This window comes from Pseudomonas sp. fls2-241-TYG-175, assembly GCF_030209155.1.
GTDB classification, from domain to species: domain Bacteria; phylum Pseudomonadota; class Gammaproteobacteria; order Pseudomonadales; family Pseudomonadaceae; genus Aquipseudomonas; species Aquipseudomonas viridiflava.
Map to the genome: position 1 here is coordinate 171463 of NZ_JARVSO010000006.1, position 25569 is coordinate 197031.

The window sequence follows — 25569 nt, forward strand, 5'->3', positions numbered from 1 at the left end:
GGGCTGACGCTCAGCCCTGATCCTCGACCGGGTAACGACTGTCGTTGAGGCTTTCCTTGATCTTGCGCAGGTGCGGCTGGAAGTCCACGCCACGGCGCAGGGTCATGCCGGTCGCCAGCACGTCCAGAACAGTGAGCTGAATGATCCTTGAGGTCATCGGCATGTAGATATCCGTGTCTTCCGGCAACGGAATGTTCAGGCTGACGGTGCTGGCCTGGGCCAGTGGCGACCCTGCGGCGGTCAGGCCCAGTACCGAAGCACCGTTGGCCCGTGCGATGCGCGCAACTTCCACCAGCTCGCGGGTGCGGCCGGTGTAGGAAATGATCACGAACAGCTCACCCGTGTGCGCCACCGACGCAATCATGCGCTGCATCAGCACATCGGCATGTGCCGTCACCGCCAGATTGAAGCGGAAGAATTTGTGTTGCGCGTCGAGCGCGACAGGTGCCGAAGCCCCCAGACCGAAGAAGTGAATCTGGCGCGCCTGGATCAGCATGTCCACCGACTTGCTGATCAGCGTCGGGTCCAGTTGCTGGCAGGCGCTGTCCAGCGACGCGATGGCGCTGCCGAAAATCTTCTGCGTGTAAGCCTCGGGATTGTCATCGGCTTCGACCGCACGGCTGACGTAAGCCGCGCCGCTGGCCAGGCTCTGGGCCAGTTGCAGCTTGAGCTCCGGGTAACCACTGACATTGAACGAGCGGCAGAAACGATTGACGGTCGGCTCGCTGACTTTCGCAGCCTGGGCCAGCGCGGCGATGCTCAGTCGCGTCGCCATCTGCGGGTTGAGCAGAATCACTTCGGCCACCTTGCGTTCGGCCTTGTTCAGCTCATCGAGTCGGCCCTGGATTTGCTCCAGGAGGTTTCTAATGCGGTCCATTCAAAATCCTTGTCGGGGCTGATTCACCAACGGTTTTCGCTCGAGCTTTTATTAGCCCTTTAGCCTGTAGCAAAGGTGGCCTATCGTACTGAGGGCCTGTGTTGATCACCACTGGAATATGCTTTTAGGCAGAATGTTGTGGTTATTACTACATATGGCCTTGAGTAACGCCTTTAAAAAAGGTATTTGTAGCCTAACTTGATAAAAGAACCAACATTATGCCCTTGATTACGGTTGAACCGTGCACATTTGCCCTGTTTGGTGCCCTGGGGGACCTGGCAGTTCGCAAGCTGTTCCCGGCTCTTTATCAGCTTGATCGCGCTGGACTCCTGCATGAAGACACAAAAATTCTTGCGCTGGCGCGAGAGCCGGGCGACGCACCGTCGCATCTGGCCTACATCGAACAATCCATGCGTCGCTTCATTTCCGAGGCGCAGCTTGAAGACGAACACGTTTCCCGTTTCCTGGGGCGCCTGAGCTACCTGCACGTCGATTTCCTCAAGGCCGAGGATTACGTTGCACTGGCCGAGCGCGTGGGTGACGCAGAAACCTTGATCGCCTACTTCGCCACACCCGCATCGGTGTATGGCGCGATCTGCGAGAACCTGGCCTCGGTCAATCTGGCAGACCGCACCCGCGCGGTGCTGGAAAAGCCGATCGGCCACGACCTTGCGTCTTCGCGTCGCGTCAACGATGCCGTCGCGCAGTTCTTCCCGGAAAACCGCGTCTATCGCATCGACCACTATCTGGGCAAGGACACGGTACAGAACCTCATTGCCTTGCGTTTCGCCAACAGCCTGTTCGAAACCCAGTGGAACCAGAATCACATTTCCCACGTGGAAATCACCGTGGCCGAGAAGGTCGGTATCGAGGGCCGCTGGGGCTATTTCGATCAGGCCGGCCAGCTGCGCGACATGATCCAGAACCACCTGCTGCAACTGCTCTGCCTGATTGCGATGGACCCGCCGAGCGACCTGTCGGCCGACAGTATTCGTGACGAGAAGGTCAAGGTGCTCAAGGCACTGGCGCCGTTCACGCCCGAGCGTCTGGCGACCCAGGTGGTGCGCGGTCAGTACACCGGCGGCTACAGCGAAGGCAAGGCGGTGCCCGGTTACCTGGAAGAAGAAAACTCCAACACCCAGAGCGACACCGAAACCTTCGTCGCCTTGCGGGCCGACATCCGCAACTGGCGCTGGTCGGGCACGCCCTTCTATCTGCGTACCGGCAAGCGCATGCCGCAGAAGCTTTCGCAGATCGTGATCCACTTCAAAGAGCCGCCGCACTACATCTTCGCCCCTGAGCAGCGTTTGCAGATCAGCAACCGTCTGATCATCCGCCTGCAGCCGGATGAAGGCATTTCCTTGCAGGTGATGACCAAGGATCAGGGCCTGGACAAAGGCATGCAGCTGCGCAGCGGCCCTCTGCAACTGAATTTTTCCGACACTTACCGCAGCGCTCGGGTCCCCGACGCCTATGAGCGGTTATTGCTGGAAGTCATGCGTGGCAATCAGAACCTGTTTGTCCGCAAAGATGAAATCGAGTACGCGTGGCAATGGTGTGATCAGTTGATCGCAGGCTGGAAGAAGGCGGGCGATGCGCCCAAGCCTTATGCGGCCGGATCCTGGGGGCCGATGAGCTCCATTGCTCTGATTACTCGCGACGGGAGATCCTGGTATGGCGATATGTGACCTTGAGCTGCCAGCAGGGCTGGTAGCGCGTGAATTCGACAACCCGCAGCAGTTGGCCGATGCGCTGGCTGCGAATGTGGCCGGGCAACTGAACGCGGCCATCGGCGAGAACGGCCTGGCGACCCTAGTGGTCTCCGGCGGCCGCAGTCCGGTGGCGTTTTTCCAGAGCCTGGCGCAACAGCCGCTGGACTGGAGCAAGGTAGTCGTCAGCCTGGCTGACGAGCGCTTTGTGCCGACCGAGCATGCCGACAGCAACGCGGGTCTGTTGCAGCGTCATCTGCTGCAAGGCCCTGCGGCCAAGGCGACATTCCTCGGTCTGTACAACGTGGCGGGCAGCGTTGAGGAGGCCGCACTGACGGCCGACAAGGCGCTGGCCGAGTTGCCGCCCATTGATGTACTGATTCTGGGCATGGGCGATGACGGTCACACCGCTTCGCTGTTCCCCAATAGCCCGAACCTGACCGAGGCCTTGAGCCTGGACAGTGAGCGCCGTTGCCTGCCGATGCTGGCTCCCAGCGTGCCGCATCAGCGCCTGACCCTGACCCGCCGCCTGTTGGCGTCGGCGAAGCGACCAATCCTGTCGGTGTCCGGGCAGGCCAAACTCGACACTCTGCGCGCGGCGCTGGCGGGCGATGATCTCGCCGAAATGCCGGTCCGTGCCTTTCTAGAACCGTCTCTTGAGATTTACTGGTGCCCATAAGCAAAGGAAACGTCGCCATGACACAGAACGAAAATAATCAGCCGCTCAACAGCATGGCGAACAAGATTGTCCAGATAGATGAACTCTGCGCAAAAGCGAAGATTCTGCCGGTCATCACCATTGCCCGTGATCAGGATGTTCTGCCGTTGGCCGACGCCCTCGCCGCTGGCGGCATGACCGCTCTGGAAATCACCCTGCGCTCGGCGTTCGGCCTGAGCGCCATCCGCATCCTGCGTGAGCAGCGCCCGGAACTGTGTGTAGGCGCAGGCACGATCCTGGATCGCAAGATGCTGGCCGATGCCGAAGCCGCAGGTTCGCAGTTCATCGTCACCCCTGGCAGCACGCAGGACCTGCTGCAGGCCGCCGTCGACAGCCCGCTGCCGTTGCTGCCAGGTGTCAGCAGTGCCTCGGAAATCATGATCGGCTACGCCATGGGCTATCGCCGATTCAAGCTGTTCCCGGCTGAAATCAGCGGCGGTGTGGCCGCGATCAAGGCCCTGGGCGGACCTTTCAACGAAGTGCGCTTCTGCCCCACCGGCGGCGTCAACGAACAGAACCTGAAGAACTACATGGCCCTGCCAAACGTCATGTGCGTTGGCGGTACCTGGATGATCGACAACGCCTGGGTCAAGAATGGCGACTGGGGCCGCATTCAGGAAGCGACTGCGCAGGCGTTGGCGTTGTTTGACTGAGTAAGTCTGGAAGACGCGTAAAACGGCGCCAAGACGAAACTGCCTGACTCGACACATACCCCGTGGGAGGCGGCTTGCCGGCGATAGCGTCAGTTCAGTCACCGACGTGGCGCTTCGGAAAACGCATCGCCGGCAAGCCGCCTCCCACTGTAGTCCGTGGTTGCAGCAAGCCTTGGATATAACGCTGAGCGCAAGCATGGGCATGATCGGCGAGCGCGATATCACCCTGATCGTTCCCACGCTCCGCGTGGGAATGCCGCCCAGGACGCTCCGCGTCCGCTCTCGGGTATGACGCAGCTTCACGTGCTGCATGCGCACCCGTGATGGGCACCATCAATACGAGGCCAGGCGTCTGGCCCCGTTCAAAGAAGTTGTTGTTGGTTGTATGGCTTTGCGGTGCGCCCTGGTCCGGCGCACCGTTTTTTTTGCCTCCGCTCAAGCACCGCGGTCCTTGAAGGACTGACGCGGGCGAGTGCGGATCGGGTCCAGTATCTCGCTGAGGCCGTTGTGATCGATCTCCTGCATCAGGGCCAGCAGGCCACCCAGTTCACCCTTCGGAAAGCCCTCACGGGCGAACCAGTTCAGGTAATGGCCGGGCAGGTCGGCGATCAGCCGTCCCTTGTACTTGCCAAATGGCATTTCCTGGGTGACCAGCAGCTTGAGTTTTTCAGGATTCACGGACGGGACCTTCTGTCGTTTCGCTTGAACCAACACGATACGTGCATTCTGCATGCAGGCAAGGTGCGGTTCATGCAGAAATCACGATAATCACTTTGTGAAAATTTCGTAAGCTATTGATTTTAAACGAATAAAATTTTTAAAAAAGCTGGCATGACGACTGCAGTATTCAATGCAGAAGCAACTTTCGTATCAACCTGCCATTAGGAAATTATCAAATGACTGATATCAACAAAGAAACGATCTCTATCCTCAATGACCTGATCGAAACCAGCATTGACGGCGAAGAAGGTTTCAAGACCAGTGCAGAGAATGCGAAAAGCCCACAGGTGAAATCCTTCCTTGCACGTCGTTCGACTGAAGTCGGCGCTGCAGTGCGAGAGCTTCAGCAGCACGTACAACAACTGGGCGGCAAGCCAGAAGATTCGTCCAGCGTATCGGCCGACCTGCACCAGGCATGGGTCAAGCTGAAAACCGCATTCACCAGCAGCGATGACAAGGCTGTGCTGGAAGAAGTAGAGCGTGGCGAAGATGTCGCCAAAAAAGCTTACAGCAAGGCTCTGGAGAAATCCCGCGAGAAGGGCGTTTCCCCGGCAGTGATCGCTGTTATCGAAAAGCAATATCAGGGCGTTCTGAAGAACCACGACGAAGTCAAAGCACTTCGTGACGCAGCCCGCGCCGCCTCGTAATCCGGTAGCTCAGCGGTACTAAGAAAACGCCAGCCAGTCTGGCGTTTTTTTATGCCTCCAATCTCTCAGGCCAGACCTGCAATGTTCGCCGCCGCCACACGCAGCTCGACCCGGTTACGGCCATTGTTCTTAGCCTGATAGAGCGCCTTGTCGGCAATGCCGAAGAACGCCGCCAGCTTGTCACCTGAATGAACCATCTGCGACGCAACGCCAATGCTGACCGTGATTGGCTGTTCATCGCCGGGGAAGGGCGGCATGGATTCGATGGCCTTGCGTACGTTTTCAGCGAGTATCAGCGCGCCGTTGCTGTCGGTTTCCGGCAGCACCACGACAAACTCTTCGCCCCCGTAGCGGGCCGCCATATCACCCGGGCGCCTTATGTTATCTGCAATGGTCTGAGCCACCTTGCGCAGCGCCTGATCGCCGCCCTGGTGCCCATGGCGCTCGTTGAATGCCTTGAAGTGATCAACGTCGATCATCAGCATCGACAGCGGCTTGCCCGAGCGGTGTGCACGCGACCATTCGGTTTCCATCGCAGCGTCGAGCTGGCGTCGATTATCCAGCCCGGTAAGGCCATCGGTCGCCGCCAGGCAGGCCAGTTGGTCTTCGGCTCGCTGGCGTCTGCGTAATTCGCGGCACAGCAGGCCTGTCAGCCACAGTATCCCCAGACACAGCACACTGGTGGCCGAGCCGACCAGCCAGGCATTGCGCCGCCAGACTGCGTACACCTCTGCTTCGGACTGGCCGACCACGACAATCAAGGGCAGATTACCGACCCTCGAAAAGGTGTAGAACCGCTGTGCATTCAACTGGGTCGACCAGGCAGAAAAGCTGCCTTCGCCCTCCTTGAGCATGCGCTGGAAGTTGGCAGTCTGGCTGAAGTCCTTACCGATCAATTCCTGCCCGTCCCTGTCAGGGTGGCGAACAATCAAAATACCTTTGGTATTGATCAGGTTAATACTGCTGTCATTACCCAGCTTCTGACTCATGAACAACTGTTTGAAATACACCAGACGCATGGCAGCACTGGCAATACCCATGAACTCGCCATGGGGTCCTGACATTCTTCGGCTGAAACCGATGCACCAATCCTTGTAACCCCAACGGGTCTTGTAAGGCGGGCTGACATGCAACTCCAGTGACGGGTCAGTGGCATGTTCCTTGAAATAGGAACGGTCCGAAAAGTTATCGTCGCGCGGTATGACCGATAACGAGTCTGCCAATATCTCTCCCCGGTTGTCGAGCAAGACCAAATCACCTTTGTAAGGCGCGGCAGTCGAACGATCAAACAGTACCAACTGACGCAATTCCGGTGAGAGACTCATCAGGTCATGGCGTTGCCAGGCCTTTATCATGCCTTGCAGGGAAGAGTCATACAGTTCGGCGTTGCGCATCACGTCAGCGTCGATCAACTGCACCATGTTGGAGGCGGTACGTGCAGCGGATAGCGCGGTATCACTGCGTTCGCGCACCAACAGTGACGCCACGATGGTCAGAATCGAGAGGACCGACAGCGAGCTGCCGAAAATGAGCATGAGCTCTGACCGGGACCACTTGTAAGACGCGGCTTGTGTGGATGCAGACAACGGCATTGGTGGGTACTACCTGCAAACGAATGATTCTTGATAATTGATGTGGGTCATTAACTTTATTGGCAGTCTTGTAAAGGCCAGCATATATAGCACGCCTGTTGCAGCTCTAATAAGCGCGCCTGAAGAATAAAGACTGTTTTTTTAAACCATTCAAGACCGTCAAATACCGAGCGTCAATATTAAGTTCGGCAAACGGATAATCAGTGCGGAAGACGGATGCCGAATGTATTGATGCCCCGGTCGCTGTTCACGAACACCGAGCCGCCGTGCATCAGGGCGATGGCTTTGACAATGGCAAGTCCCAGACCATGGTTGGCACCGCTGTTGCTGCGCGATGCATCGACCCGATAGAACCGTTCGAACAGCCGGGGAAGATGTTCTTCCGGGATCGGTGCGCCCGGATTGGCCACGCCGATGCTGACGTGATCCTCCTGCGCCTGGATATTCACGCTGATCCTTTCCCCGGCCTCTGTGTGCTGTACGGCATTGTGCAGCAGGTTGATCAGTGCCCGGCGCAGGTGGGCCTTTTCAATCGGTACGCTGGCGTCACCTTCGACCTGCACCTGAACCTGTGCGTCTTCGAGGATGAAATCCAGATAGTCCAGCGTGGTGGCGACTTCCCCGGCCAGTGATGCCCGAGTCAACTCCTGAACCCTGGTGCCCTGATCGGCACTGGCCAGAAACAGCATGTCGTTGATGATCGAACGCAGCCGTTCGAGTTCTTCGAGGTTCGATTGCAGCACTTCGAAATAATGCTCGGCCGAACGGCCCCGGGTCAGGGCGACCTGAGTCTGACCGATCAGGTTGGTCAGCGGCGAGCGCAGTTCATGGGCGACATCGGCGTTGAACGACTCCAGCCGCGAATACGCCTGCTCGACGCGCTCAAGGGTTGAATTGAACGAGGCCACGAACTGCTCGAGCTCGGGCGGCAATGGCGACAGTTGCAGACGCCCTGACAGCCTTGGCGGGGCAAGTTTCTGCACTTCAAGCGACAGCGTTGCCAGCGGACGCAAGCCAATGCGCGCAACCCAGTAGCCCAGCGCCGAGGCCAACAGAGTGCCCAACGCTGCGAAGCTGACCAGTGCGATCAGTAGCGAGTGCTGCGCATGCCAGAACGTCTCGGTGTCGATGGCGGTGAGAAAACGCAGGGCAGGGCGCTGATCCCTCGGGGCGAATTCGCTGACCAGCACTTTGAACGCGAAGGGATGATCATCCAGCCTGAGGTCGCGCATACCCAGAGGCCCGCTGGCAAATCGGCGAATGGCCGCGTCGGGCTCGCCGAACTCGAAGCGCGGATCATCGCTGACCACCCAGAACCGCAGGCGCTTGTCCTCTTCACTCAGCAGGTTGAGCTTGGTCTTGATCTTGGCCCAGTGTTCTTGCGTGCCGTAACGATTGACCGCCGACTCCAGCACGCTGTAGCGCGCATCCACTTCGGCGCGGGGCAGCAGATCCAGGCTCTTGTCGACCTGCAGGTACAGCGCCCAGCCGATCAACAGGAAGACGCCCAACGCCACGAGCGCAAAAAGACCGCCCAACCGCAGGGCAATCGAGTCAATCCGCACTTCGGCTCTCCAGCACGTAGCCCATGCCGCGAATGGTGTGCAGCAACTTCTGCTCGTGCGGACCGTCGAGTTTGGCGCGCAGGCGTTTGATCGCCACCTCGACGACATTGGTGTCGCTGTCGAAATTGATGTCCCAGACCATCTCGGCGATGGCGGTCTTGGACAGGATGTCCCCTTGACGTCGGGCCAGCACGCTCAGCAGGGAGAACTCCTTGGCGGTCAGTTCCAGGCGCGCTCCGGCACGGGTTGCCTTGCGACTGATCAGGTCGATCCACAGGTCGGCGATGCTGATCTGCACCGGTTCATGACCGCCGCTGCGCCGGGTGAGCGCTTGCAGGCGCGCCACCAGTTCAAGAAACGAGAACGGCTTGCCCAGATAGTCGTCGGCGCCTTCACGCAGCCCGCGGATGCGATCATCGACCTGCTCGCGCGCAGTGAGCATGATCACCGGTGTCTGCTTGCGAGCCCGCAACGCCCGCAGCACGCCGAACCCGTCCAGCCCCGGCAGCATGACGTCGAGCACCATGACGGCGTAATCGTTTTCCAGCCCCAGGTGCAGCCCCTCGATGCCATCACGGGCCACGTCCACGGCGTAGCCTTGCTCGGTCAGGCCTCGACGCAGGTAGTCTGCAGTTTTTTCTTCGTCTTCGATGATCAGCACGCGCATGAAGCGACTCTCACTCGTGAATGGCCAGTGCGGGCGCGGGCGCAGGATGACGCCGGTGGAACAGCCGCTCCAGTTGCAAATAAATGACCGGGGTGGTGAACAGCGTCAACAGCTGGCTCACCAGCAGACCGCCCACTACGGCGATACCCAGAGGCTGGCGCAGCTCCGCACCGACGCCGAAGCCGAGCATCAGCGGCAGCGCGCCGAGCAATGCCGCCAGAGTCGTCATGATGATAGGCCGGAAGCGCGTCATGCAGGCCTCGTAAATCGCTTCCTGTGGCGTCAGCCCTTGCTCGCGCTGCGCCTGCAGGGCGAAATCCACCAGCAGAATACCGTTCTTCTTGACGATGCCGATCAGCAGCACCACGCCGATCAGCGCCATGATCGAGAAATCCTGCCCCATCATCCACAGCAACAGAAGCGCGCCGATGCCTGCCGACGGCAGCGTCGAAATGATGGTCAGCGGATGCACGAAGCTTTCGTACAGCACACCCAGAATGATGTAAACCGCCACGAGTGCCGCGAGGATCAGCCAGGGCTGATTGGCCAGCGAACTCTGGAACGCCTGCGCTGCCCCCTGGAAGCTGCCGATGATCGACGCCGGCATGCCGATCTCGGCCTTGGCCTCGTCCAGCATGCGCACGGCATCGCCGAGTGCGACCCCGGAAGCGAGGTTGAAGGACAGGTTTGCGGCAGGGAACATGCCGTCGTGACTGATCGACAACGGTCCCATCTGTGGCGCGCCGACCTTGGCCAGTGCCGAGAGCGGCACCATCTCATTGGTCAGCGGCGAGCGCAGGTAGAAGTAAGCCAGACTCTCCGCCTTGCCACGTTGTCGGGCATCGAGTTCGAGGATCACTTTGTACTGGTTGACCTCGGTCTGATATTCGCTGATCTGCCGCTGGCCGAACGCGTCATACAACGCCTGATCCACGTCTGCGGTGGTCAGCCCGAAACGTGCCGCCGCGCTGCGATCGATGTCGATGTGCGTCACGCTGCCGCCCAGTTGCAGGTCGTTGGACAGGTCGCGGAACGCGGGGTTTTCTCGCAGCTTTTCGGTCAGGCGCTGGGTCCAGGTATTGAGCAGCGGCCCGTCGTTGCTCTTGAGTACGTACTGATATTGGCTGCGGCTCGGGCCGGAACTGAGGTTGATGTCCTGTCCGGCACGCAGATACAGGACGATGCCCGGCACCTTGGCCAGCCTGGGACGCAGGCGATCAATGAACTCGCTGACCGACACATCGCGCTCCGAGCGGGGCTTGAGCGAGATCCAGAAACGCCCGTTGGCGATGGTCTGGTTGCTGCCTGACACGCCGACCGAATGGGAAAACGCCAGGACCGCAGGATCGGCGCCGACGATCTTCGCCAGCGCGAGGTGTTTTTCCACCATGTCCGGGTAGGAAATGTCGGCCGCCGCCTCAGTGGTGCCCAGCGCGAAGGCGGTGTCCTGTACCGGAAAGAAGCCCTTGGGAATGACGATGTAGCCGACCACGGCCAGGGCCAGTGTCAGGCCGAATATGCCCAGCATGATCCGCTGGTGCGCCAGAGCCTTGCGCAGGCCTCGCTCGTAAGTGGCGAGCAAACGCTCGCCGAAGCCCGGTCGTGAATGCTTGGCGTGCGACGGGGCACGCATGAACAACGCAGCCAGTGTCGGCGCCAGGGTCAGCGAAACCACTACCGAAATCAGGATCGTCGCCGTGGCGGTCAGGGCGAACTCCTTGAACAGACGCCCGACCACGCCGCCCATGAACAGCAGCGGAATGAACGCTGCGATCAACGAGAAGCTGATCGAGACCACCGTAAAGCCGATTTCGCCCGAGCCTTTGATCGCCGCTTCGCGCATGCCTTGTCCGGCTTCCAGGTGCCGGTGGATGTTTTCCACCACCACAATGGCGTCGTCCACGACGAATCCTACGGAGACCACGATTGCCACCAGCGTCAGGTTGTTCAGGCTGAACCCCAGCAGGTACATCATCGCGAAACTGGCAATCAGCGACACCCCCAGCACGGCGCTGACGATCAGCGTCGCGGAGAGCTGACGCAGGAACAGCGCCATCACGGCAACCACTAGCAGCACAGCAATCAGCAGGGTCAGCTCCACTTCATGCAGCGAGGCGCGGATGGTGCGCGTCCGGTCGTTGAGCACTGAAACATCGACAGCGGCGGGGAGCATTTCCTGCAGGCGCGGCAATTCACGCTGAATGCGGTCCACCGTGTCGACGATGTTGGCGCCGGGCTGGCGGAAGATAGCGATGTTGACGCCTTGCTGGTTGCCGGACCACGCCTTTACATAAGCGTTTTCCGAACCGTTGACCACCCGCGCCACGTCACTCAAGTGCACCGGTGCGCCATCCTTGTACGACACGATCAGTTGCGCGTAGTCCTGCGGCTTGAACAGTTGGTCGTTGGAGGACAGGGTCGAAATGCTGTCCTTGCCGTACAGCGCGCCCTTGGCCAGGTTCAGGCTGGTCTGCTGCACGGCCTGGCGAATGTCGGCGAGGGTCAGGCCCAAAGCGGCGAGTTTCTCGGGCGCGGCCTGCACGCGGATTGCCGGGCGCTGCTGACCCGTGATGAACACCTGACCCACACCTTCGACCTGGCTGAGCTGTCGCGCCAGAATGGTTTCGGTCACGTCGCTCAGTTCGGTGCCCGGCATCAGGCTGGAGCTGACACTCAGGATCAGCACCGGGCTGTCGGCCGGGTTGACCTTGCGCCAGGTCGGCAGGTTGGGCATGTCAGCGGGCAGGCGTCCGGCGGCGGTATTGATCGCCGCCTGCACTTCCTGCGCGGCCGTGTCGATGCTCTTGTTGAGGGTGAATTGCAGCGTCAGGTTGGTTGACCCCAGCGCACTGCTGGACGTCATTTGCGTCATGCCTGGTATCGCACTGAACTGCACTTCAAGGGGCGTGGCGACCGACGAGGCCATGGTTTCAGGACTGGCACCGGGAAGCTGGGCGCTGACCTGGATCGTGGGGAATTCCGCTTCCGGCAATGGCGCAACCGGCAAGCGCGGAAAGGCGATGACACCCAGCAACACCAGCGCAAAGGTCAACAGCAGAGTGGCGACCGGATGGTCGATGCACCATGCGGACACCGAACCCCGGCCTTTCATTGCGCGCGCTCCACTTGTGCGGTGCGGTCTTCCTCTACCGCGCCCTTCACCACTTCGATGGTGGTGCCGGGCTTGAGTCGGGACTGACCGTCACTGACCAGTGTGTCTCCTGCCTGCGGGCCGCTGATCAGGGTTTGTTCACTGTCCTGATACAGCACTTTCACGGGCACCACTTCGACCTTTTTATCCGCTGTGACCCGGTACACGAAATGCTGGTCCATGCCGCGCTGTACGACTTGAGGCGCTACCTTCAGCGAATCGCGTTCGATGCCGGTCTGGATCTTTACCGTCACCAGTTGCCCCGGCCACAACCGCTCACCGGGGTTGTTGAACTGCGCTTTGGCGCGGATCGTCCCGGTGGTGGCCGACACCTGATTGTCGATCAGCGACAGTGTGCCTTCGCCCAGTAACAGGCCGTTGGCAGCGCTGTCACCCTGATAGGCCTTGACCACCGCGCTCGTGCGGTCGGCGATCAGCCCTTGCAGGGTGGGCAGCATCTGCTGCGGCAGTGAGAACTCCACGGAAATAGGATCGATCTGGGTGACGGAGAACAGCCCGGCGGCATCCGTGACCCGCATGAAATTGCCTTCGTCGACATTGCGAATGCCGACCCGGCCGCTGACCGGCGAGCGGATCTGTGTGTGAGAAAGCTGGACCTGCGCGGCATTGATGCTTGCTTCGTTACCCTGCGCTGTGGCGCTGAGCTGCCTGACCAGCGCCTGTTGCTGGTCGTAGGTCTGCTTCGAAATACCGTTGTCTTCAGTGAGCTGGCGATAGCGCTTGAGATCAAGCTGGGCGACGTCGAGTTGTGCCTTGCTCTGCGCCAGTTGCGCACGGGCCTGCTCCAGTGACGCGCGGATCGAGCGGTCGTCCAGCGTTGCCAACAACTCTCCGGCCTTGACCTGCTGGCCTTCCTTGACCAGCACTCTGGTCAGAATGCCGTCCACTTGCGGGCGAATCACGACGCTTTGCAGCGACAGCACTGAACCGATGCCGGTCACGAAACGCGGCACGTCTTCGACCTCGACGGTCACGACTTTGACCGGAACGGCGGCTGGCGCGCTTTTGTGGGCCTTGGCAGGGCGTAGCAGGTTCCAGCCGACAATCGCGACCAGGGCAGCGAGGATGACGAAGGCTGTGACGGTGAGGGTCTGTTTACGCATGCGGGGAAGGCGCCGGAAGAGTCAATGTGAAAGGCAGCGAGTTTCAAGTGTTACTTATAGCCTGCAAACACGGTCAGCAGAATGACTTTCAGCTGTCAGGAATGTCAGGAAACACCGATCAAGAAATCCGGCTCCGGGGCGATACAACGATAGAGGGGATGACGTATCGGATCATGAGTGAGTCCTCAGATAAATCCTACATTTTCATGCGCTAACTTCTGTTCTCTGATTTTTCTTCGACTTAACTGTTATCAAGCATTTTATCCGTGAGGTGTGGCATGAACAGCAAGGCATCAGCCGTCAGGAGCGTTCTGCAAATCCTGTCCACGCCTTCCGGTATGGCGACAACTGTGTTTATTCCGTTGCTGCTGGCTTCCAGTCTTTCGCTCGCCCGTGACGGTACCCTGAGTTTTCATGGCAGTGTCGTCAATTCGAGTTGCGAAGTATCGGCATCAGCACCGGGCTCGGCAAATAAGGACCTGCGTTCACTGACAGTTTCGCCGGGCATTACGATACAGATCAGTACAGTGAAAGATGCGTGCGCCGATAACAGCGCTCCCTTTGTTGCCGTCTATCAGGAATTGCCGGCCTTGCCTGTTTCATCGACAGCCGGACAGCCGACGGTGGCGGCTCGTGCCGGCGTGGTAACGCTGACGTATCAATAAACTCCCCTGCCGCTTATCAAATAACCTGTCGCCTCTTCAGCGGCGACAGGTTATTGTCCGACAATGCAGTTTTCCTGCGTACTTTCCTTTTTTGTTATTCAGTATGCCTGCGGCAATCATTTGGTTGATGTATGTGCTTGGGTATTACCTGTAACGCTCTGAAACCGTGGCCTGTACGGTTATTCTGGTTATTCCTACAGATGCATCCTGCGTGGCGTGTGGTCGTGTCCGCTCATTCAAAGTAATCCCCCTGACAGCGGTCAAAAAGTTCGAGACCTATAGTGCTCGCCGTCCGAACATGGGCACACACGAAATAACACAAGGAAGGTAGTTAGCATGAGAAAGCTTTCTCTGACACTGGCAGTCATGGGCGCTATAAGTTTGGGTCTGGCGGGCACCGCCAATGCGGCAAACAACGGCAAACTGATCTTCAATGGCACACTCACCAATATCTCTTGCGATGTGGCGCCGGGCACCGGCGTGAGCGCCGGTAATAATCCGGGTGAGATCAATGTCGATCTGGGCAACGTTTCGTTTTCCGATATCGGCCTCTCCAGCGAAACCAAATATGAAACCGCCACACCTATTCAATTACTGGTCAACTGCAGTGCAGGTGCCGATCAGTACAACATGGTGAAGATGCGGTTCACCGCTCGCAACGGCAGTGGACTGGACAATAACGATTCGAAACTGTTGCGCACCACCGGTGCGGCGGACGGTGTCGGTATCGGTCTTCTCAATGCTTCCAGCGTGCTGATGGACCTGAGTGGCAGCGAAACCATCGACACGTCGCTGGTCAAGGATGGTGTCGGTGGCGCAACTGCCGAGATCAACTTTGGCGCGGTCTACGTGCTCAACGGCACGCCGACCAATCCTGGTAACGCCGATGGCTTCATGCCGTTCGTAATGGATTACGAGTAACGGCCTGACAGGGCGGGCTTCGCTCGCCCTGTTTCATGCTCATCAGAGGCGGGTGCCAAGTATGCTTCTCGACTTTTTTCGTTACATCGTGCTGCTTGCGATGGGATTGACCATGTCTTTCGCTCAGGCCGGCATCGTGCTGAACACGACGCGGGTCATTTATCAGGGGGGCGACAAGGAAGCGAGCCTCGGAGTTCAGAACAGCGGCAGTGGAGAAATCCTTCTGCAGTCCTGGCTTGAGACGCCTGGCGCGGTCGGTACACAGGCTACTCCGGATCTGCCTTTCATTGTCACGCCAGCCCTGGCGCGTATGGCCGGTGGCAGCAAACAGTTGCTGCGCATCATCCATTCCGGCGCCGGCCTGCCGACCGACCGCGAGTCGGTGCTGTGGCTCAATGTTCAGGAAATACCCCAGACCGCTGCAGAAAACACGCTTCAAATCGCGATACGGCAACGCATCAAGGTGTTTTTTCGGCCCCAGGGGCTGGGCGGTGATCCGTTGCAGGCACCCGAAAAACTGCGCTGGCGCTGGGCCGGAGGTGATGTGCTGTCCATTGAAAACCCAGGGCCCTATCACGTGTCGATGTTGCGGGTTTCGGTTCGTCAGCGCGGCACCGAACTGGCCAGTCTTGACCGCCAGATGCTTGCGCCTCATCAGAGCCTGAGCCTGCCGTTGCGGGGCAAGAGCGCTGCGGTGCCACTGGATCTGAGCTTTATCAGCATCAACGATTTCGGCGGACAGGACCCTTATCAGGCCCGACTCGACGACGGCGGAGTCATTTACGCAAGCAAGGCTGCGGCGCGCTAGCCGGGCCGGTCCTGTCGCCCTGCGTCTGTGCGAAGGATTGCGCGGCGTGCGATATATCCAAAGTAGAGTAAAGATCGCTATGGAATGGCACAAAAAAGACATGGGCGTCATTGCACAGTCTGTTCGCCTGTATCCCGGACATTGCTCGAGACCCCGTACCACGTGGGTATCGCGCCGCAGTCGAGTCTGTATCAGTCTGGTGCTGAGCTGCTCTTGCACCGCCTTCGCGGCCGGACCGGATGGCCCGGCTATCACGACCCCGGTCAAGTTCAATACCGCGTTCATTCAGGGCAGCGAGCAGCCCCCGGACCTGAAAGAATTTTTGCGCGCCAACAGCGTTCTGCCGGGTATCTACCGCGTGGACATCTACGTGAACCGGACGCTGAGCGGACGGCGTGATGTGGCATTTTCGAAAAACCGGCGTTCCGGCCAGATCGAGCCTTGCCTGACGCTTGAGATGTTGCAGGGTTTCGGACTCGATCCGGCCCGTTTGCCTGTCACCGGCGAGCCGGACGAAGCGTGCTTCGACCTGCCCGCGCAGGTCGAGTTTGCAAGAGTCGACTACCATCCCGGTGCCTTGCGCCTGAACATCAGCGTTCCGCAGGCGGTGATGGCGCGCAGTGCCCGAGGTTATGTCTCACCGCAGTTGTGGGACGAGGGCGAGCCCGCGGCGTTCGTCAATTACAACGCCAATGCCGTCAGACGGCGCAATCAGAACCTCGATTCCGACCAGTACTACATGGGACTGCGCAACGGTGTGAACCTGTGCGCCTGGCGGCTGCGCAACGAGTCTTCACTGCTGTATGGCGCCGATCGTTCATGGCGTTATCGGGGCAATCGCACGTTCGCTCAGCGCGACATCACCGCCCTGAAAAGCCAGTTGACGTTGGGTGAGACATTCAGCGATTCGCAGGTGTTCGACAGCGTTCGCTTCAGAGGTGCGTCGATTGCCTCGGATGATGGCATGCTGCCTGACAGTGAGCGCAATTATGCGCCAGTCATCCGTGGCACTGCCGAGACCAACGCCACGGTCGAGGTTCGCCAGAACGGATTCCTGCTGTACAGCGGCAACGTTTCACCCGGTCCCTTCGAAATCACGGATATTTACCCCAGCGGTTCCAACGGCGATCTTGAGGTCACGATCATTGAAGCCGATGGCCGCCGACGTTCATTCACCCAGGCGTATGCGTCGCTGCCGATCATGGTGCCAGCAGGTGCGTTGCGCTTCAGCCTGGCTGCCGGGCAGGTCGACAACGACGGTCAGGATTCTCCGGCCTTCACCAGCTCCGCGCTGATCTACGGTCTGTCAGAACGAATGACCGGCTTCGGCGGGCTGCAACTGGCCGAGGATTATCACGCCGCGAACATCGGTACCGGGGTGAACACCGGTGTTGGCGCAGTCTCTCTGGATATCACCCATTCGGTCAGTCAGCAGAAGCCGCAGACGCTTGCGGGCCAGAGCCTGCGGGTTCGCTATGCCAATACACTGGATGTGACGGACACCACCCTGGCCATCGCCGGGTATCGCTATTCCACCGAACAATACCGGACGCTCAATCAGCACGTCAGCGAGACGGGGGACCCAGTGAACGGCCTCCCGGGCGGCCAGCCCAGGGACCGGCTGGAGCTCAACGTCACTCAGGTGCTGCCTGCGCAAAATGCCTCCCTGAGCCTGACGGCTTCCGAGCAGCGCTACTGGAACCTGCCCGGCAAGACCCGGCAGCTTTATCTGTCGTACAACGCGGCCTGGCGCAGTCTCAATTACAGCCTGTCCGTGGAGCGTAATCAGGACTTCGGCCGTTCGGGTGATGCGACCCCGGACACTCGGATCGCTTTCAGTGTGACCCTGCCGCTGGGCACGAGTCCGGGTTCGTCACGCCTGTCGTTCAATGGGGTGCGCAGCAGTGCTGGCGATTACAGCGTGCAGGCGGGCCTCAATGGTCAGGTAATGGATGATCGCGACACGTTCTACTCCGTGCAGACCGGACGTGACAGCCGTTCCGGGAGTTACGGCGCGGGCAAGGTCAATACCACCCTGCCTTACGGTCGGTTCGAGGCCGGTTACAGCCAGGGCCAGGACTATGACGCGTTGACCCTGAGTGCTACCGGTTCTGTCGTCGCTCACGCGGGTGGCGTCAATCTGGGCCAGCCATTGGGTGAAACCTTTGCGCTGGTGCATGTGCCGGATGTCGAAGGGGCGCGGCTCAGGTCGTTCAACAACGTGGCCACCGCCGCCAACAGTTATGCGGTGATGCCCTATGCGCAGCCGTATCGCACTAACTGGGTCAGCCTGGACACTCGGCAACTGGGCGCCGACATCGATCTGGAAAGCGCCATCACCCAGATCGTGCCTCGACGCGGAGCCGTACCGCTGGTGCGCTTCAAGGCGGCGGTGGGTCGCCGCGTGCAGTTTGAACTGGTGCGCGCCGATGGCAGCAAGGTGCCGCTCGGGGCCAGTGTCGAGGACGGGCAGGGCAGGGCGCTCGCGGTGGTGGACCCGAGCAGTCAGGCGTTGGTGTTGAGTGATCAGGACAGCGGCCGTTTGCACGTTCGCTGGTCGGATCAGCGTTGCGAAGCGCCTTTCGTGCTGCCGCCCAGAGACCCGGCACGGGCCTATGAACGGCTCAAGGTGACGTGCCAATGACCTGCGCTTACCGACTCATGCTTCTGGCGGTGCTGTCGCTGACCAGTGTCTGCGCACAGGGAGCGCTGTCGCTGACCGGAACGCGGCTGATCTTCGATGGCCGGTACCGGGAGGTCAGCCTGGAGGTGCGCAACCCCGGGCAGGACGAGGTACTTGTTCAGGCCTGGCTCAGTGATCCGCTGGATGACGAAACGTCATCGGCATCGACCCGGATTCTGCCCTTTGTGGTGACGCCACCCCTTTCGCGTATCGGTGCGGGCGGCAGACAGGCCGTGCGTGTGTTGTACCAGGGGGCCGGAATGCCCGAGGACCGGGAGTCCCTGCTGCACCTGTCGGTGCTTGAAATCCCTCGGCATGAGCCCGGCAGGCGCCAGCTCACGATCGCCGTACGTCAGCGCATCAACGTGTTTTACCGACCCGTCGGGCTGCCGGGCGATCCGGCCGAGTCCACCGAGCGGCTGGACTGGGCGGTGACGCATGACGGAACGGGCACGACGCAGCTGCAGGTCAGCAACCCTACGGCTTACCACGTCTCCCTTGAATCCCTGAGCCTGGAGGGTGTTCAGGTCAGCGACCACCTGTTGCTGGCCCCCGGTGCGCGGATCGAATTGCCGGTCCCGGCGAGCACGCAACGGCCCGGCCTGCGCCGTCTCGCTTTCAAGGCGCTGACCGACTATGGCGGCCTGCGTGGCTACTGCGTGCATTTGAACGGCCAGGCATCGTCGCGCGCCCGTCTTCTGGAAAACCACTCTCATCAGGAATCCTGCTGATATGAAATCTTTCTTTGTGCGCCGCCGGTTCAGCGCTGTCGCATTGCTGATGCTACTGAGCCCTGCGCCCGCGTTTGCGCTGGTCTGCAAGACACAGGGTGCGGGCGAAACCCTCGTTCATGCTCAGTTGAGCAGTACGGTGGCCATTCCTGCCACGGTCCCGAACGGCGAAGTGGTCTGGCGCTCCGAGCCCATGAACATCCAGGTCGAGTGTGCCAAGGATGGTCAACAGGCACTTCAGGAGGAGATTGCCCTGTACCTGAACCCGGACAACATCATGATCGGACAGGGCATTCGTGCGGGTCTGACCTACAGGGGAATTGACTATGTGCAAGGCAGCGGACGGGTTTCCACCGGGCAGTACCTGCCTGCGTGCCATGAAGGCGATGCGAACATCGACGATTGCCCCAAAATCCGTTTCAATCTGCCGTTTTCGGTGTTCATCCAGAAGTTCGGCGCAACCCCGCCATCGGGCGTCGCGAGCACTCTGCTCGATTACCGTTTCTTCCAGCTCGACAGCGGTGCCGGTCTGCAACCGTTGCCGGGGCGCAGTCTCAGTTATGTGATCGACAGCCTCACCGGTCTTCGCTTCGTGGCCTGCGACGCCGATCTGCAAGTGATGCCACAGACCGTGGAGTTCGGTGCGTTACCCATCAAGAACGTCGCCGTTGGCAAGGTTTTCGCCACTCAGCCATTTTCACTGCTGACCCGTCGCAACTGCGATTCACCTTTCAGCATCAATGCGCGTTTTCGTCCGGTGAGCGGCATGATTTCGGGCGCGGGCGATCTGTTGCTGCCAGCCGGCAATCAGTCGCTGGGCATCCGCATCAGCGGTGCGTTGGGAGGCAAGGCCCTGCGCTACAACGAACCGTTCCACATGGCCGAATTGCTGGACGATACCCAGGCTTCCAGAGCGGATTTCAATGCCGAACTGGTCTGGAACAGCGGTCGGCCGCAGGTCGGGCCCTTTGATGCGCAAATCATGGTGGATCTGTTCTATCGGTGAGGGCGACAGGAGGCTCGGGCGGGCGTTCGAGGTTTGCTGTATGCTGCGCGACCGCGGGCGTTCGCCCGGCCATTTCGACTTTCTGGTGACACCATGACCACTCCTGAACAACCCTCTGTTCAAGAAGCCGCAATCGACTCCGTAGACGCTGCCGACAAGAAGGCTGCGATTGCCCCGTTCAGCTTTCCGTTCAAGCCGTCGGAGTTCGCACAGGCCAAAAAAGACAAGGATCAGGCCTGGTATCAGAAATCGAACAAATCCGGCCATCACAAAACGCCAGGTGCCGCGCCGTCCGGAACCCGTCGTTCCATGGGCAAGCGCTGAGTCAGGCTGCCTGCAGCGGGATGAACAGGTAGGAAACCGGTTCCCTCAGGGTCACGTCGGCACCTGCCGCCTGCAGCGTGTCGATGACCGTCTGGCCTGCGACATGAAATTCCCAGTCGGCTTTTGCCGATAATTTGCTCTCGTGGCTGGCAACCTGCTCGATGGCTGCCGCGAAGGCGACCATGTCCGGCAGGTACGCCACGAAACCGTTGCCCTTGAGGGCCGTGGTGCGAATTCCCAGCGTCTGACAGATTGCCTGCTTGGCCTCGATTTCATCCCGGTCTGCCTGGCGTGACTGCTCGATCAGCGCCATCAGTTGCGTGTCCACCAGCGTGTTGCCAACGATCAGATCGGGACCCTGTTCCCAGGCCTCCGGCGGGCAGCCCTTGGTTTCAGGACGCAGCGGGATGTGCGGATTGATTTCCATCGGATAGATCCGGCACACCAGCGGGCGACGCTCGTAGATGCCGCAGAGGTTCTGGTCGTCAAGATTCCGGCAGCGACCCACGTTGTAGGCGGCGAAGGTGATGGCGACGTAGGCGGTGGTCAGGCCACTGTTCACTTCGGTCGAGCGTCGGGTGGCGTGTGTCAATTGCGCTTCGGGAACGCCATAACCGTTACCGAGAAAGGCTTCGGTCAGCACGATCACCGTACCGCCGTCCGCCGCCCACTGCGTGGCTTCGGTGAGTGTCAGCGGTACGTGATGATCGGTGCAGCAGCCGCCGCAACCTGTGCAGGAAAACTGGGTGTTCATTGGGTCGGTAACCTGTGCATGACGGGCGCCGGGGTGACGACAAGGCTGTCATCGTTCCGACTGATGCAGGCCATGAAGCAAGTTGCGCGCCACAGGTCTAGCGGGCAGGCGACGGGGTGATGCTGTCCCACTCGGTCACGCTGGCCTGTCTGCTTTTACGGTTGTACAGACACAGCTCGGTGCCGGGGCGGTTGTTCATGTGTTTTTGTGGATAGCGACCTTTCAACAGCAGCGCGCTGTAGCCGACCCGGTCATCAAACTGGGCGCTGTTGCCGACGGCTGAAACGTTCTTGAGCTGGCTGGCTTTCAGGCAACTGTCGAGCATCGCCTTGTCCAACGCGCTCCAGGCTTGTGGTGTCGAGGCACTGGCGTGGGTGGCGACTACGGCCAGACCTGCCAGCAACAGAAGGGATGCTTTCATCTCGGTTTCCACGTGAAATGTTTCGGGCGCAAATTATGCCAGATCAGTTCCGCATAACTGCCAGACGAGCGACGTAGGACAAGTCTGATTTTTCATAAAGACGCCTTGCGACCTGATTGTTTTCCATCACTTTCAGATCGACTGCCGCCTCGCCACAACGCTTCAGATGGACGAACAGATGGTGGAGCAACGCCGCGCCGATCCCTCTGTTCCGGTAATCCGGGTACACGGCCAGATCCTTGATGAAGGCGCTGGTCCAGCAGGTAATCACTCCCACCACTCGATCGCTGTCGATTGCCACAAAACAGCGTGACCGGTCGAACTCCGGGTTGTGCTCGAAAGCGTCGAGCCAGTCCGGGTGGTGCAGCCACTGCCCGTCCTCCAACAGATGACTCTGCGTCAGAAGGCTGTGAGCCTGAAGACTGTGTCGGGGCGTCAAGCTGACGCAAGTGACGCCCGGCGGCCAGGGCGCGAGCGGTATCGCTGCGGTCAGATCCCGACGCATCAGCCAGCAATGGTCTGGCGAGGCATCGTCGGGATCCGGCGCCGTGGCGAGCGGTCTGTGGATCAGATGCCCTGAGCCACGACCGTGCGGGCGGCCTCGATCAGGCATTTGGTCAGCTCGGGTGAAGAGAACTTGGTCAACACGGCGTTGGCACCGGCGATCCTGGCCTTCTCACTGTTCATCGCACTGTCCAGTGACGTGTGCAGCAGGATGTACAGGTCGTTGAAGTCCGGTGTATCGCGCAGGGTACGGGTCAGGGCGTAACCGTCCATCTCCGACATTTCGATATCGGACACCACGACATTGATCTGCGCTGCCGTGCCTTGCAGCTCCAGCAGGACATCGATGGCTTCCTTCGCGCTGCGGGCCGTGTGGCAGTTGATGCCCAGATTGCGCAGCGTGATGATCGACTGCTGCAGGGCGACCTGGCTGTCATCGACCACCAGAATGCGCGCTTTAGCCAGCACTTCGGCGTCTTCCCTGGCCAGTTCGGCCGATTGCACGACAATCTGTGCCGGGGCGATGCCGTGGATCACTTTTTCGATGTCCAGCACCTGCACCAGCACGCCGTCGACCTGGGTGACGCCAGTGATGAACGACTTGCTGCTCGAGCCGTAGGGCGGCGGGCGGATATCGGTGGTCAGGCAGTGCACGATCTTGCTGACCGCCTGCACATGCAGACCTTGCTTGGAACGGCTGACGTCGGTGACGATCAGGCAGCCGCCATCCGGGTCGGCAAGCGGCCGCTCGCCGATGGCTCGGCTCAGGTCGATGACCGACAGCGATGAGCCGCGCAGTGTTGCGATGCCTTTGACGTGCGGGTGCGATTCCGGCAGATGAGTCAGGGCAGGGCAGGGGATGATTTCGCTGACCTTGAGCAGATTGATCGCCATCAGCTTGCCGCTGCGCAACGTGAAGAGGAGCAGCGAAAGTGAATCTGCTCGGACGTTCTTGGACATATGAACCTTCTGGCTATAGGTGTTTCGTCGCCTGGAGGCGACAAACATCTTTCTCTGAGAGGTTATCGACCCGCGTCGGTGTGGCTTTAGGATTTTTAAAGGATAGCGCTTTGCAGGGTCAAAACCCGAGGTGCGACAAAATACCGCGCCCTTCTATATATAGAAGGGGTGCGACAAACTGACGCACGCTTCTATATATAAGGAAGAGATTCGATCGCTGCGCAGAAACCGTCCGCACGGCGCGGCGGCAACGCTGCCTCGCAGGTGCACAACCATCCGGCAGGCAGATTCGCCCGTACGGCCGTTGCGCCCTTGAGTTGTCGGGGCCGGAAGATGATTATCGCGTGCGATCCGGGGCGGGCGATTCTACACTGCGCGTCCCATCCTCAGGTGGCTGAGCATGTCGGGCGTTCTGGCCCTTCAGCCACTTCATCAGTTCAGTAAGGTGTGTGAATGAGCGACAACCTGATGTACCTGCGACGCGAGAAACGCTTTCTGGTCCTGCTGGGGATTATCTGCCTGTCCCTGATCGGCGGTGCCCTGTACATGCAGATCGTGCTGGGCGAAGCGCCATGCCCGCTGTGCATCCTCCAGCGCTACGCACTGTTGTTCATCGCGATCTTCGCCTTCATCGGTGCCGCCATGCCTGGCCGCCGCAGCGTGACCCTGTTCGAAGTGCTGGTGACCCTGGCTGCGCTGGGCGGTATTGTCGCTGCCGGCCGCCACGCCTGGGTGCTGGCCAACCCTGAGGTCAGCTGCGGAATCGATACCCTGCAGCCAATCGTTGATGGTCTGCCGCTGGCGGATCTGTTTCCCACGGTTTTCCAGGTCGGCGGGTTCTGCTCGACGCCTTATCCGCCAGTACTGGGACTGTCGCTGGCGCAGTGGGCACTGGCAGCCTTCGTTCTGACCGCGGTACTGGTCCCGGTCTGTGTGTTTCGCAATCGGCGTAAACCTTACTGAATACAAGGGCTTTCATGAAAATGGCCTCGTGAAATCGGGGCTTTTTTTTGCACCGTGAAAGCCAATCAGCGGTTATTGTTACCAATATGGAGAATAACTGTTGCAAAATTAGGCATAGTCATTAAAAATTTACGTATCTACAATCCCCGTCACTTGTCGTCAGGCTTCACTTGACGATCAGCAATTTTGAGGCCTTTTAGCGCCACCTGTGTACCCTGAACAGGCAGCGCAATGCTTGCCTCCGAGGGCGTACAATGGCCGCTGAAGGCGTCTGCCCTGCACATCGGGCAGTTCCAGCAGCTCAAAATAAGAATCCATAGCTAAACCCGGATTTGTCGATACGTCACGTTGGCGTGCTGGCAGGCCCTTGTTCAATTCAAAAAAAATTGCCGGCACTGGCAGGGTGAAGTGTTGGCGGTCGAAACCCAACTGCACCGCGCAAGCTGCTTTTAGAGGTCGTGAAATGAGTAAAAAAAGGTACCCCAGGTTTTTTGGCTTCTTGGCCCTTTTCTGTATGCTTTTGCTCAGTGGATGCGACGGCGTACCTCTGCTCGATCCAAAAGGGCAGGTGGGTATCGAGCAGCGTAACCTGATCGTTATCGCCACACTGCTGATGCTGATCGTCGTGATCCCGGTCATTCTCATGACCCTGATCTTCGCCTGGAAGTATCGCGCCACGAACAAGGCCGCCAAGTACACGCCGGACTGGTCGCACTCCACCAAGATCGAAATCGCGGTCTGGGGCGTTCCCATGCTGCTGCTGGTGTTCCTGGGCTACTACACTTACGTCTCGACGCACGAGCTGGACCCTTACCGTCCGCTTGAGTCCGACGTCAAGCCGGTCACCATTCAGGCGGTCTCCGTAGACTGGAAGTGGATTTTCATCTACCCGGAATACAACATCGCGACGGTCAACAAGATCGTGTTCCCGGCCAACACGCCGATCAATTTCCAGGTCACCTCCGATAGCGTGATGAACTCGTTGTTCATTCCGGGTCTGGGCGGCCAGATCTACGCAATGGCGGGCATGCACACCAAGCTGCACCTGATCGCCAACGAAGTTCACGAATTCAACGGTATCTCCGCCAACTACAGTGGCGCAGGCTTTACCGGCATGAAGTTCAAGGCCAACTCCGTGAGCCAGGCCGATTTCGACAACTGGATCACAGAAGTCAGGAACTCGCCGAAGAAGCTTGGCCAGACCGAATACGCTGAACTGCTCAAGCCGAGCGAGCGTAATCCTGTTGAACTGTTTTCTGCGGTCACTCCGAACCTGTTCCAGATCATCATCGACAAGTATGAAGGTATGAATCCAGGCAAGAAGCTTGTTGCAGGTGAGAAAGAAACCGCCAGTAACGAAGGCGCGGAAAAGAGCAAAAATTCAGCTGCTGGGGCAGAGGAGTAAA

The 25569-nt window shown here is 59.6% G+C and carries 24 protein-coding genes; 13 read left to right on the top strand and 11 right to left on the bottom strand.

What is annotated here, in order from left to right:
* Positions 1 to 10: 10 nt before the first annotated feature.
* A complete protein-coding gene (locus QRN20_RS06710) occupies positions 11 to 868 on the bottom strand; it encodes a MurR/RpiR family transcriptional regulator (protein ID WP_170969002.1) in 858 nt (285 codons plus the stop codon).
* A 227-nt stretch (positions 869 to 1095) separates the two neighbouring features.
* Between QRN20_RS06710 and zwf the strand changes: the two genes are divergently transcribed.
* From zwf to QRN20_RS06725, 3 genes are read left to right on the top strand one after another with little or no spacing between them, the layout of a single operon-like run.
* Complete coding sequence (zwf, locus tag QRN20_RS06715) at positions 1096 to 2565, top strand: glucose-6-phosphate dehydrogenase (protein ID WP_004878578.1); 1470 nt, start codon at positions 1096 to 1098, stop codon at positions 2563 to 2565.
* Positions 2552 to 3265: a 6-phosphogluconolactonase gene (pgl, locus tag QRN20_RS06720; RefSeq protein ID WP_122412399.1), complete on the top strand. Its 714-nt coding sequence runs from the start codon at positions 2552 to 2554 to the stop codon at positions 3263 to 3265. The genes zwf and pgl overlap by 14 nt, the downstream gene beginning before the upstream one ends.
* Positions 3266 to 3282: 17 nt before the next feature.
* On the top strand, positions 3283 to 3957 hold the full coding sequence (locus tag QRN20_RS06725; RefSeq protein WP_029241971.1) for a bifunctional 4-hydroxy-2-oxoglutarate aldolase/2-dehydro-3-deoxy-phosphogluconate aldolase: 675 nt from the start codon (positions 3283 to 3285) through the stop codon (positions 3955 to 3957).
* Between the two features lie 435 nt (positions 3958 to 4392).
* Here the strand turns inward: QRN20_RS06725 and QRN20_RS06730 are convergent, their stop codons facing one another.
* On the bottom strand, positions 4393 to 4635 hold the full coding sequence (locus QRN20_RS06730; protein WP_073163482.1) for a DUF3820 family protein: 243 nt from the start codon (positions 4633 to 4635) through the stop codon (positions 4393 to 4395).
* 218 nt (positions 4636 to 4853) lie between these two features.
* On the opposite strand from QRN20_RS06730, the gene QRN20_RS06735 reads away from it, so the two are divergent.
* Positions 4854 to 5324 (top strand): PA2169 family four-helix-bundle protein, encoded by a 471-nt coding sequence (locus QRN20_RS06735; RefSeq protein ID WP_025995021.1) that lies wholly within the window; start codon positions 4854 to 4856, stop codon positions 5322 to 5324.
* Between the two features lie 65 nt (positions 5325 to 5389).
* On the opposite strand, the gene QRN20_RS06740 is transcribed toward QRN20_RS06735, so the two are convergent.
* The 5 genes from QRN20_RS06740 to QRN20_RS06760 all read right to left on the bottom strand — a co-directional run bounded on the left by QRN20_RS06740 (position 5390) and on the right by QRN20_RS06760 (position 13423).
* Positions 5390 to 6916, bottom strand: a complete 1527-nt coding sequence (locus tag QRN20_RS06740) for a sensor domain-containing diguanylate cyclase (protein ID WP_058431884.1) — start codon at positions 6914 to 6916, stop codon at positions 5390 to 5392.
* A 200-nt stretch (positions 6917 to 7116) separates the two neighbouring features.
* Positions 7117 to 8481 (bottom strand): heavy metal sensor histidine kinase, encoded by a 1365-nt coding sequence (locus tag QRN20_RS06745; RefSeq protein ID WP_058431885.1) that lies wholly within the window; start codon positions 8479 to 8481, stop codon positions 7117 to 7119.
* Positions 8471 to 9148, bottom strand: coding sequence for a heavy metal response regulator transcription factor (locus QRN20_RS06750; RefSeq protein ID WP_025995024.1), 678 nt, complete (start codon positions 9146 to 9148; stop codon positions 8471 to 8473). The genes QRN20_RS06745 and QRN20_RS06750 overlap by 11 nt, the downstream gene beginning before the upstream one ends.
* Before the next feature lie 10 nt (positions 9149 to 9158).
* Entirely contained in the window at positions 9159 to 12260 is a 3102-nt protein-coding gene (locus QRN20_RS06755) for a multidrug efflux RND transporter permease subunit (RefSeq protein WP_122606691.1), read from the bottom strand.
* On the bottom strand, positions 12257 to 13423 hold the full coding sequence (locus QRN20_RS06760; RefSeq protein WP_029241975.1) for an efflux RND transporter periplasmic adaptor subunit: 1167 nt from the start codon (positions 13421 to 13423) through the stop codon (positions 12257 to 12259). The genes QRN20_RS06755 and QRN20_RS06760 overlap by 4 nt, the downstream gene beginning before the upstream one ends.
* Positions 13424 to 13701: 278 nt before the next feature.
* On the opposite strand from QRN20_RS06760, the gene QRN20_RS06765 reads away from it, so the two are divergent.
* From QRN20_RS06765 to QRN20_RS06795, 7 genes are all read left to right on the top strand, one after another.
* Positions 13702 to 14088: a hypothetical protein gene (locus tag QRN20_RS06765; RefSeq protein ID WP_063625689.1), complete on the top strand. Its 387-nt coding sequence runs from the start codon at positions 13702 to 13704 to the stop codon at positions 14086 to 14088.
* A 336-nt stretch (positions 14089 to 14424) separates the two neighbouring features.
* On the top strand, positions 14425 to 15009 hold the full coding sequence (locus QRN20_RS06770) for a fimbrial protein (RefSeq protein WP_029241976.1): 585 nt from the start codon (positions 14425 to 14427) through the stop codon (positions 15007 to 15009).
* A 61-nt stretch (positions 15010 to 15070) separates the two neighbouring features.
* Entirely contained in the window at positions 15071 to 15817 is a 747-nt protein-coding gene (locus QRN20_RS06775) for a fimbrial biogenesis chaperone (RefSeq protein ID WP_029241977.1), read from the top strand.
* A gap of 79 nt (positions 15818 to 15896) precedes the next feature.
* Complete coding sequence (locus QRN20_RS06780) at positions 15897 to 18461, top strand: fimbria/pilus outer membrane usher protein (protein WP_122606689.1); 2565 nt, start codon at positions 15897 to 15899, stop codon at positions 18459 to 18461.
* Positions 18452 to 19231 (top strand): fimbrial biogenesis chaperone, encoded by a 780-nt coding sequence (locus tag QRN20_RS06785; protein WP_029241979.1) that lies wholly within the window; start codon positions 18452 to 18454, stop codon positions 19229 to 19231. Before QRN20_RS06780 ends, QRN20_RS06785 begins: the two co-directional genes overlap by 10 nt.
* Before the next feature lies 1 nt (position 19232).
* Positions 19233 to 20237, top strand: coding sequence for a fimbrial protein (locus QRN20_RS06790; RefSeq protein ID WP_122575676.1), 1005 nt, complete (start codon positions 19233 to 19235; stop codon positions 20235 to 20237).
* Between the two features lie 93 nt (positions 20238 to 20330).
* The gene (locus QRN20_RS06795) at positions 20331 to 20561 is read left to right on the top strand and encodes a hypothetical protein (protein WP_029241981.1); all 231 of its coding nucleotides are present in this window, start codon (positions 20331 to 20333) and stop codon (positions 20559 to 20561) included.
* 1 nt (position 20562) lies between these two features.
* Here the strand turns inward: QRN20_RS06795 and QRN20_RS06800 are convergent, their stop codons facing one another.
* The 4 genes from QRN20_RS06800 to QRN20_RS06815 all read right to left on the bottom strand — a co-directional run bounded on the left by QRN20_RS06800 (position 20563) and on the right by QRN20_RS06815 (position 23200).
* Positions 20563 to 21315 (bottom strand): YkgJ family cysteine cluster protein, encoded by a 753-nt coding sequence (locus tag QRN20_RS06800; protein ID WP_088235848.1) that lies wholly within the window; start codon positions 21313 to 21315, stop codon positions 20563 to 20565.
* A 97-nt stretch (positions 21316 to 21412) separates the two neighbouring features.
* The gene (locus tag QRN20_RS06805) at positions 21413 to 21736 is read right to left on the bottom strand and encodes a hypothetical protein (RefSeq protein ID WP_029241983.1); all 324 of its coding nucleotides are present in this window, start codon (positions 21734 to 21736) and stop codon (positions 21413 to 21415) included.
* Positions 21737 to 21779: 43 nt separating this feature from the next.
* On the bottom strand, positions 21780 to 22241 hold the full coding sequence (locus QRN20_RS06810; RefSeq protein WP_029241984.1) for a GNAT family N-acetyltransferase: 462 nt from the start codon (positions 22239 to 22241) through the stop codon (positions 21780 to 21782).
* A gap of 62 nt (positions 22242 to 22303) precedes the next feature.
* Positions 22304 to 23200, bottom strand: coding sequence for a chemotaxis protein (locus QRN20_RS06815; RefSeq protein WP_025995037.1), 897 nt, complete (start codon positions 23198 to 23200; stop codon positions 22304 to 22306).
* Positions 23201 to 23653: 453 nt separating this feature from the next.
* Between QRN20_RS06815 and QRN20_RS06820 the strand changes: the two genes are divergently transcribed.
* Together QRN20_RS06820 and cyoA are read left to right on the top strand one after the other, a co-directional pair.
* Positions 23654 to 24163 (top strand): disulfide bond formation protein B, encoded by a 510-nt coding sequence (locus QRN20_RS06820; protein WP_096766655.1) that lies wholly within the window; start codon positions 23654 to 23656, stop codon positions 24161 to 24163.
* Between the two features lie 463 nt (positions 24164 to 24626).
* Positions 24627 to 25568: a ubiquinol oxidase subunit II gene (gene cyoA, locus QRN20_RS06825; RefSeq protein ID WP_043303141.1), complete on the top strand. Its 942-nt coding sequence runs from the start codon at positions 24627 to 24629 to the stop codon at positions 25566 to 25568.
* Position 25569 lies beyond the last annotated feature (1 nt).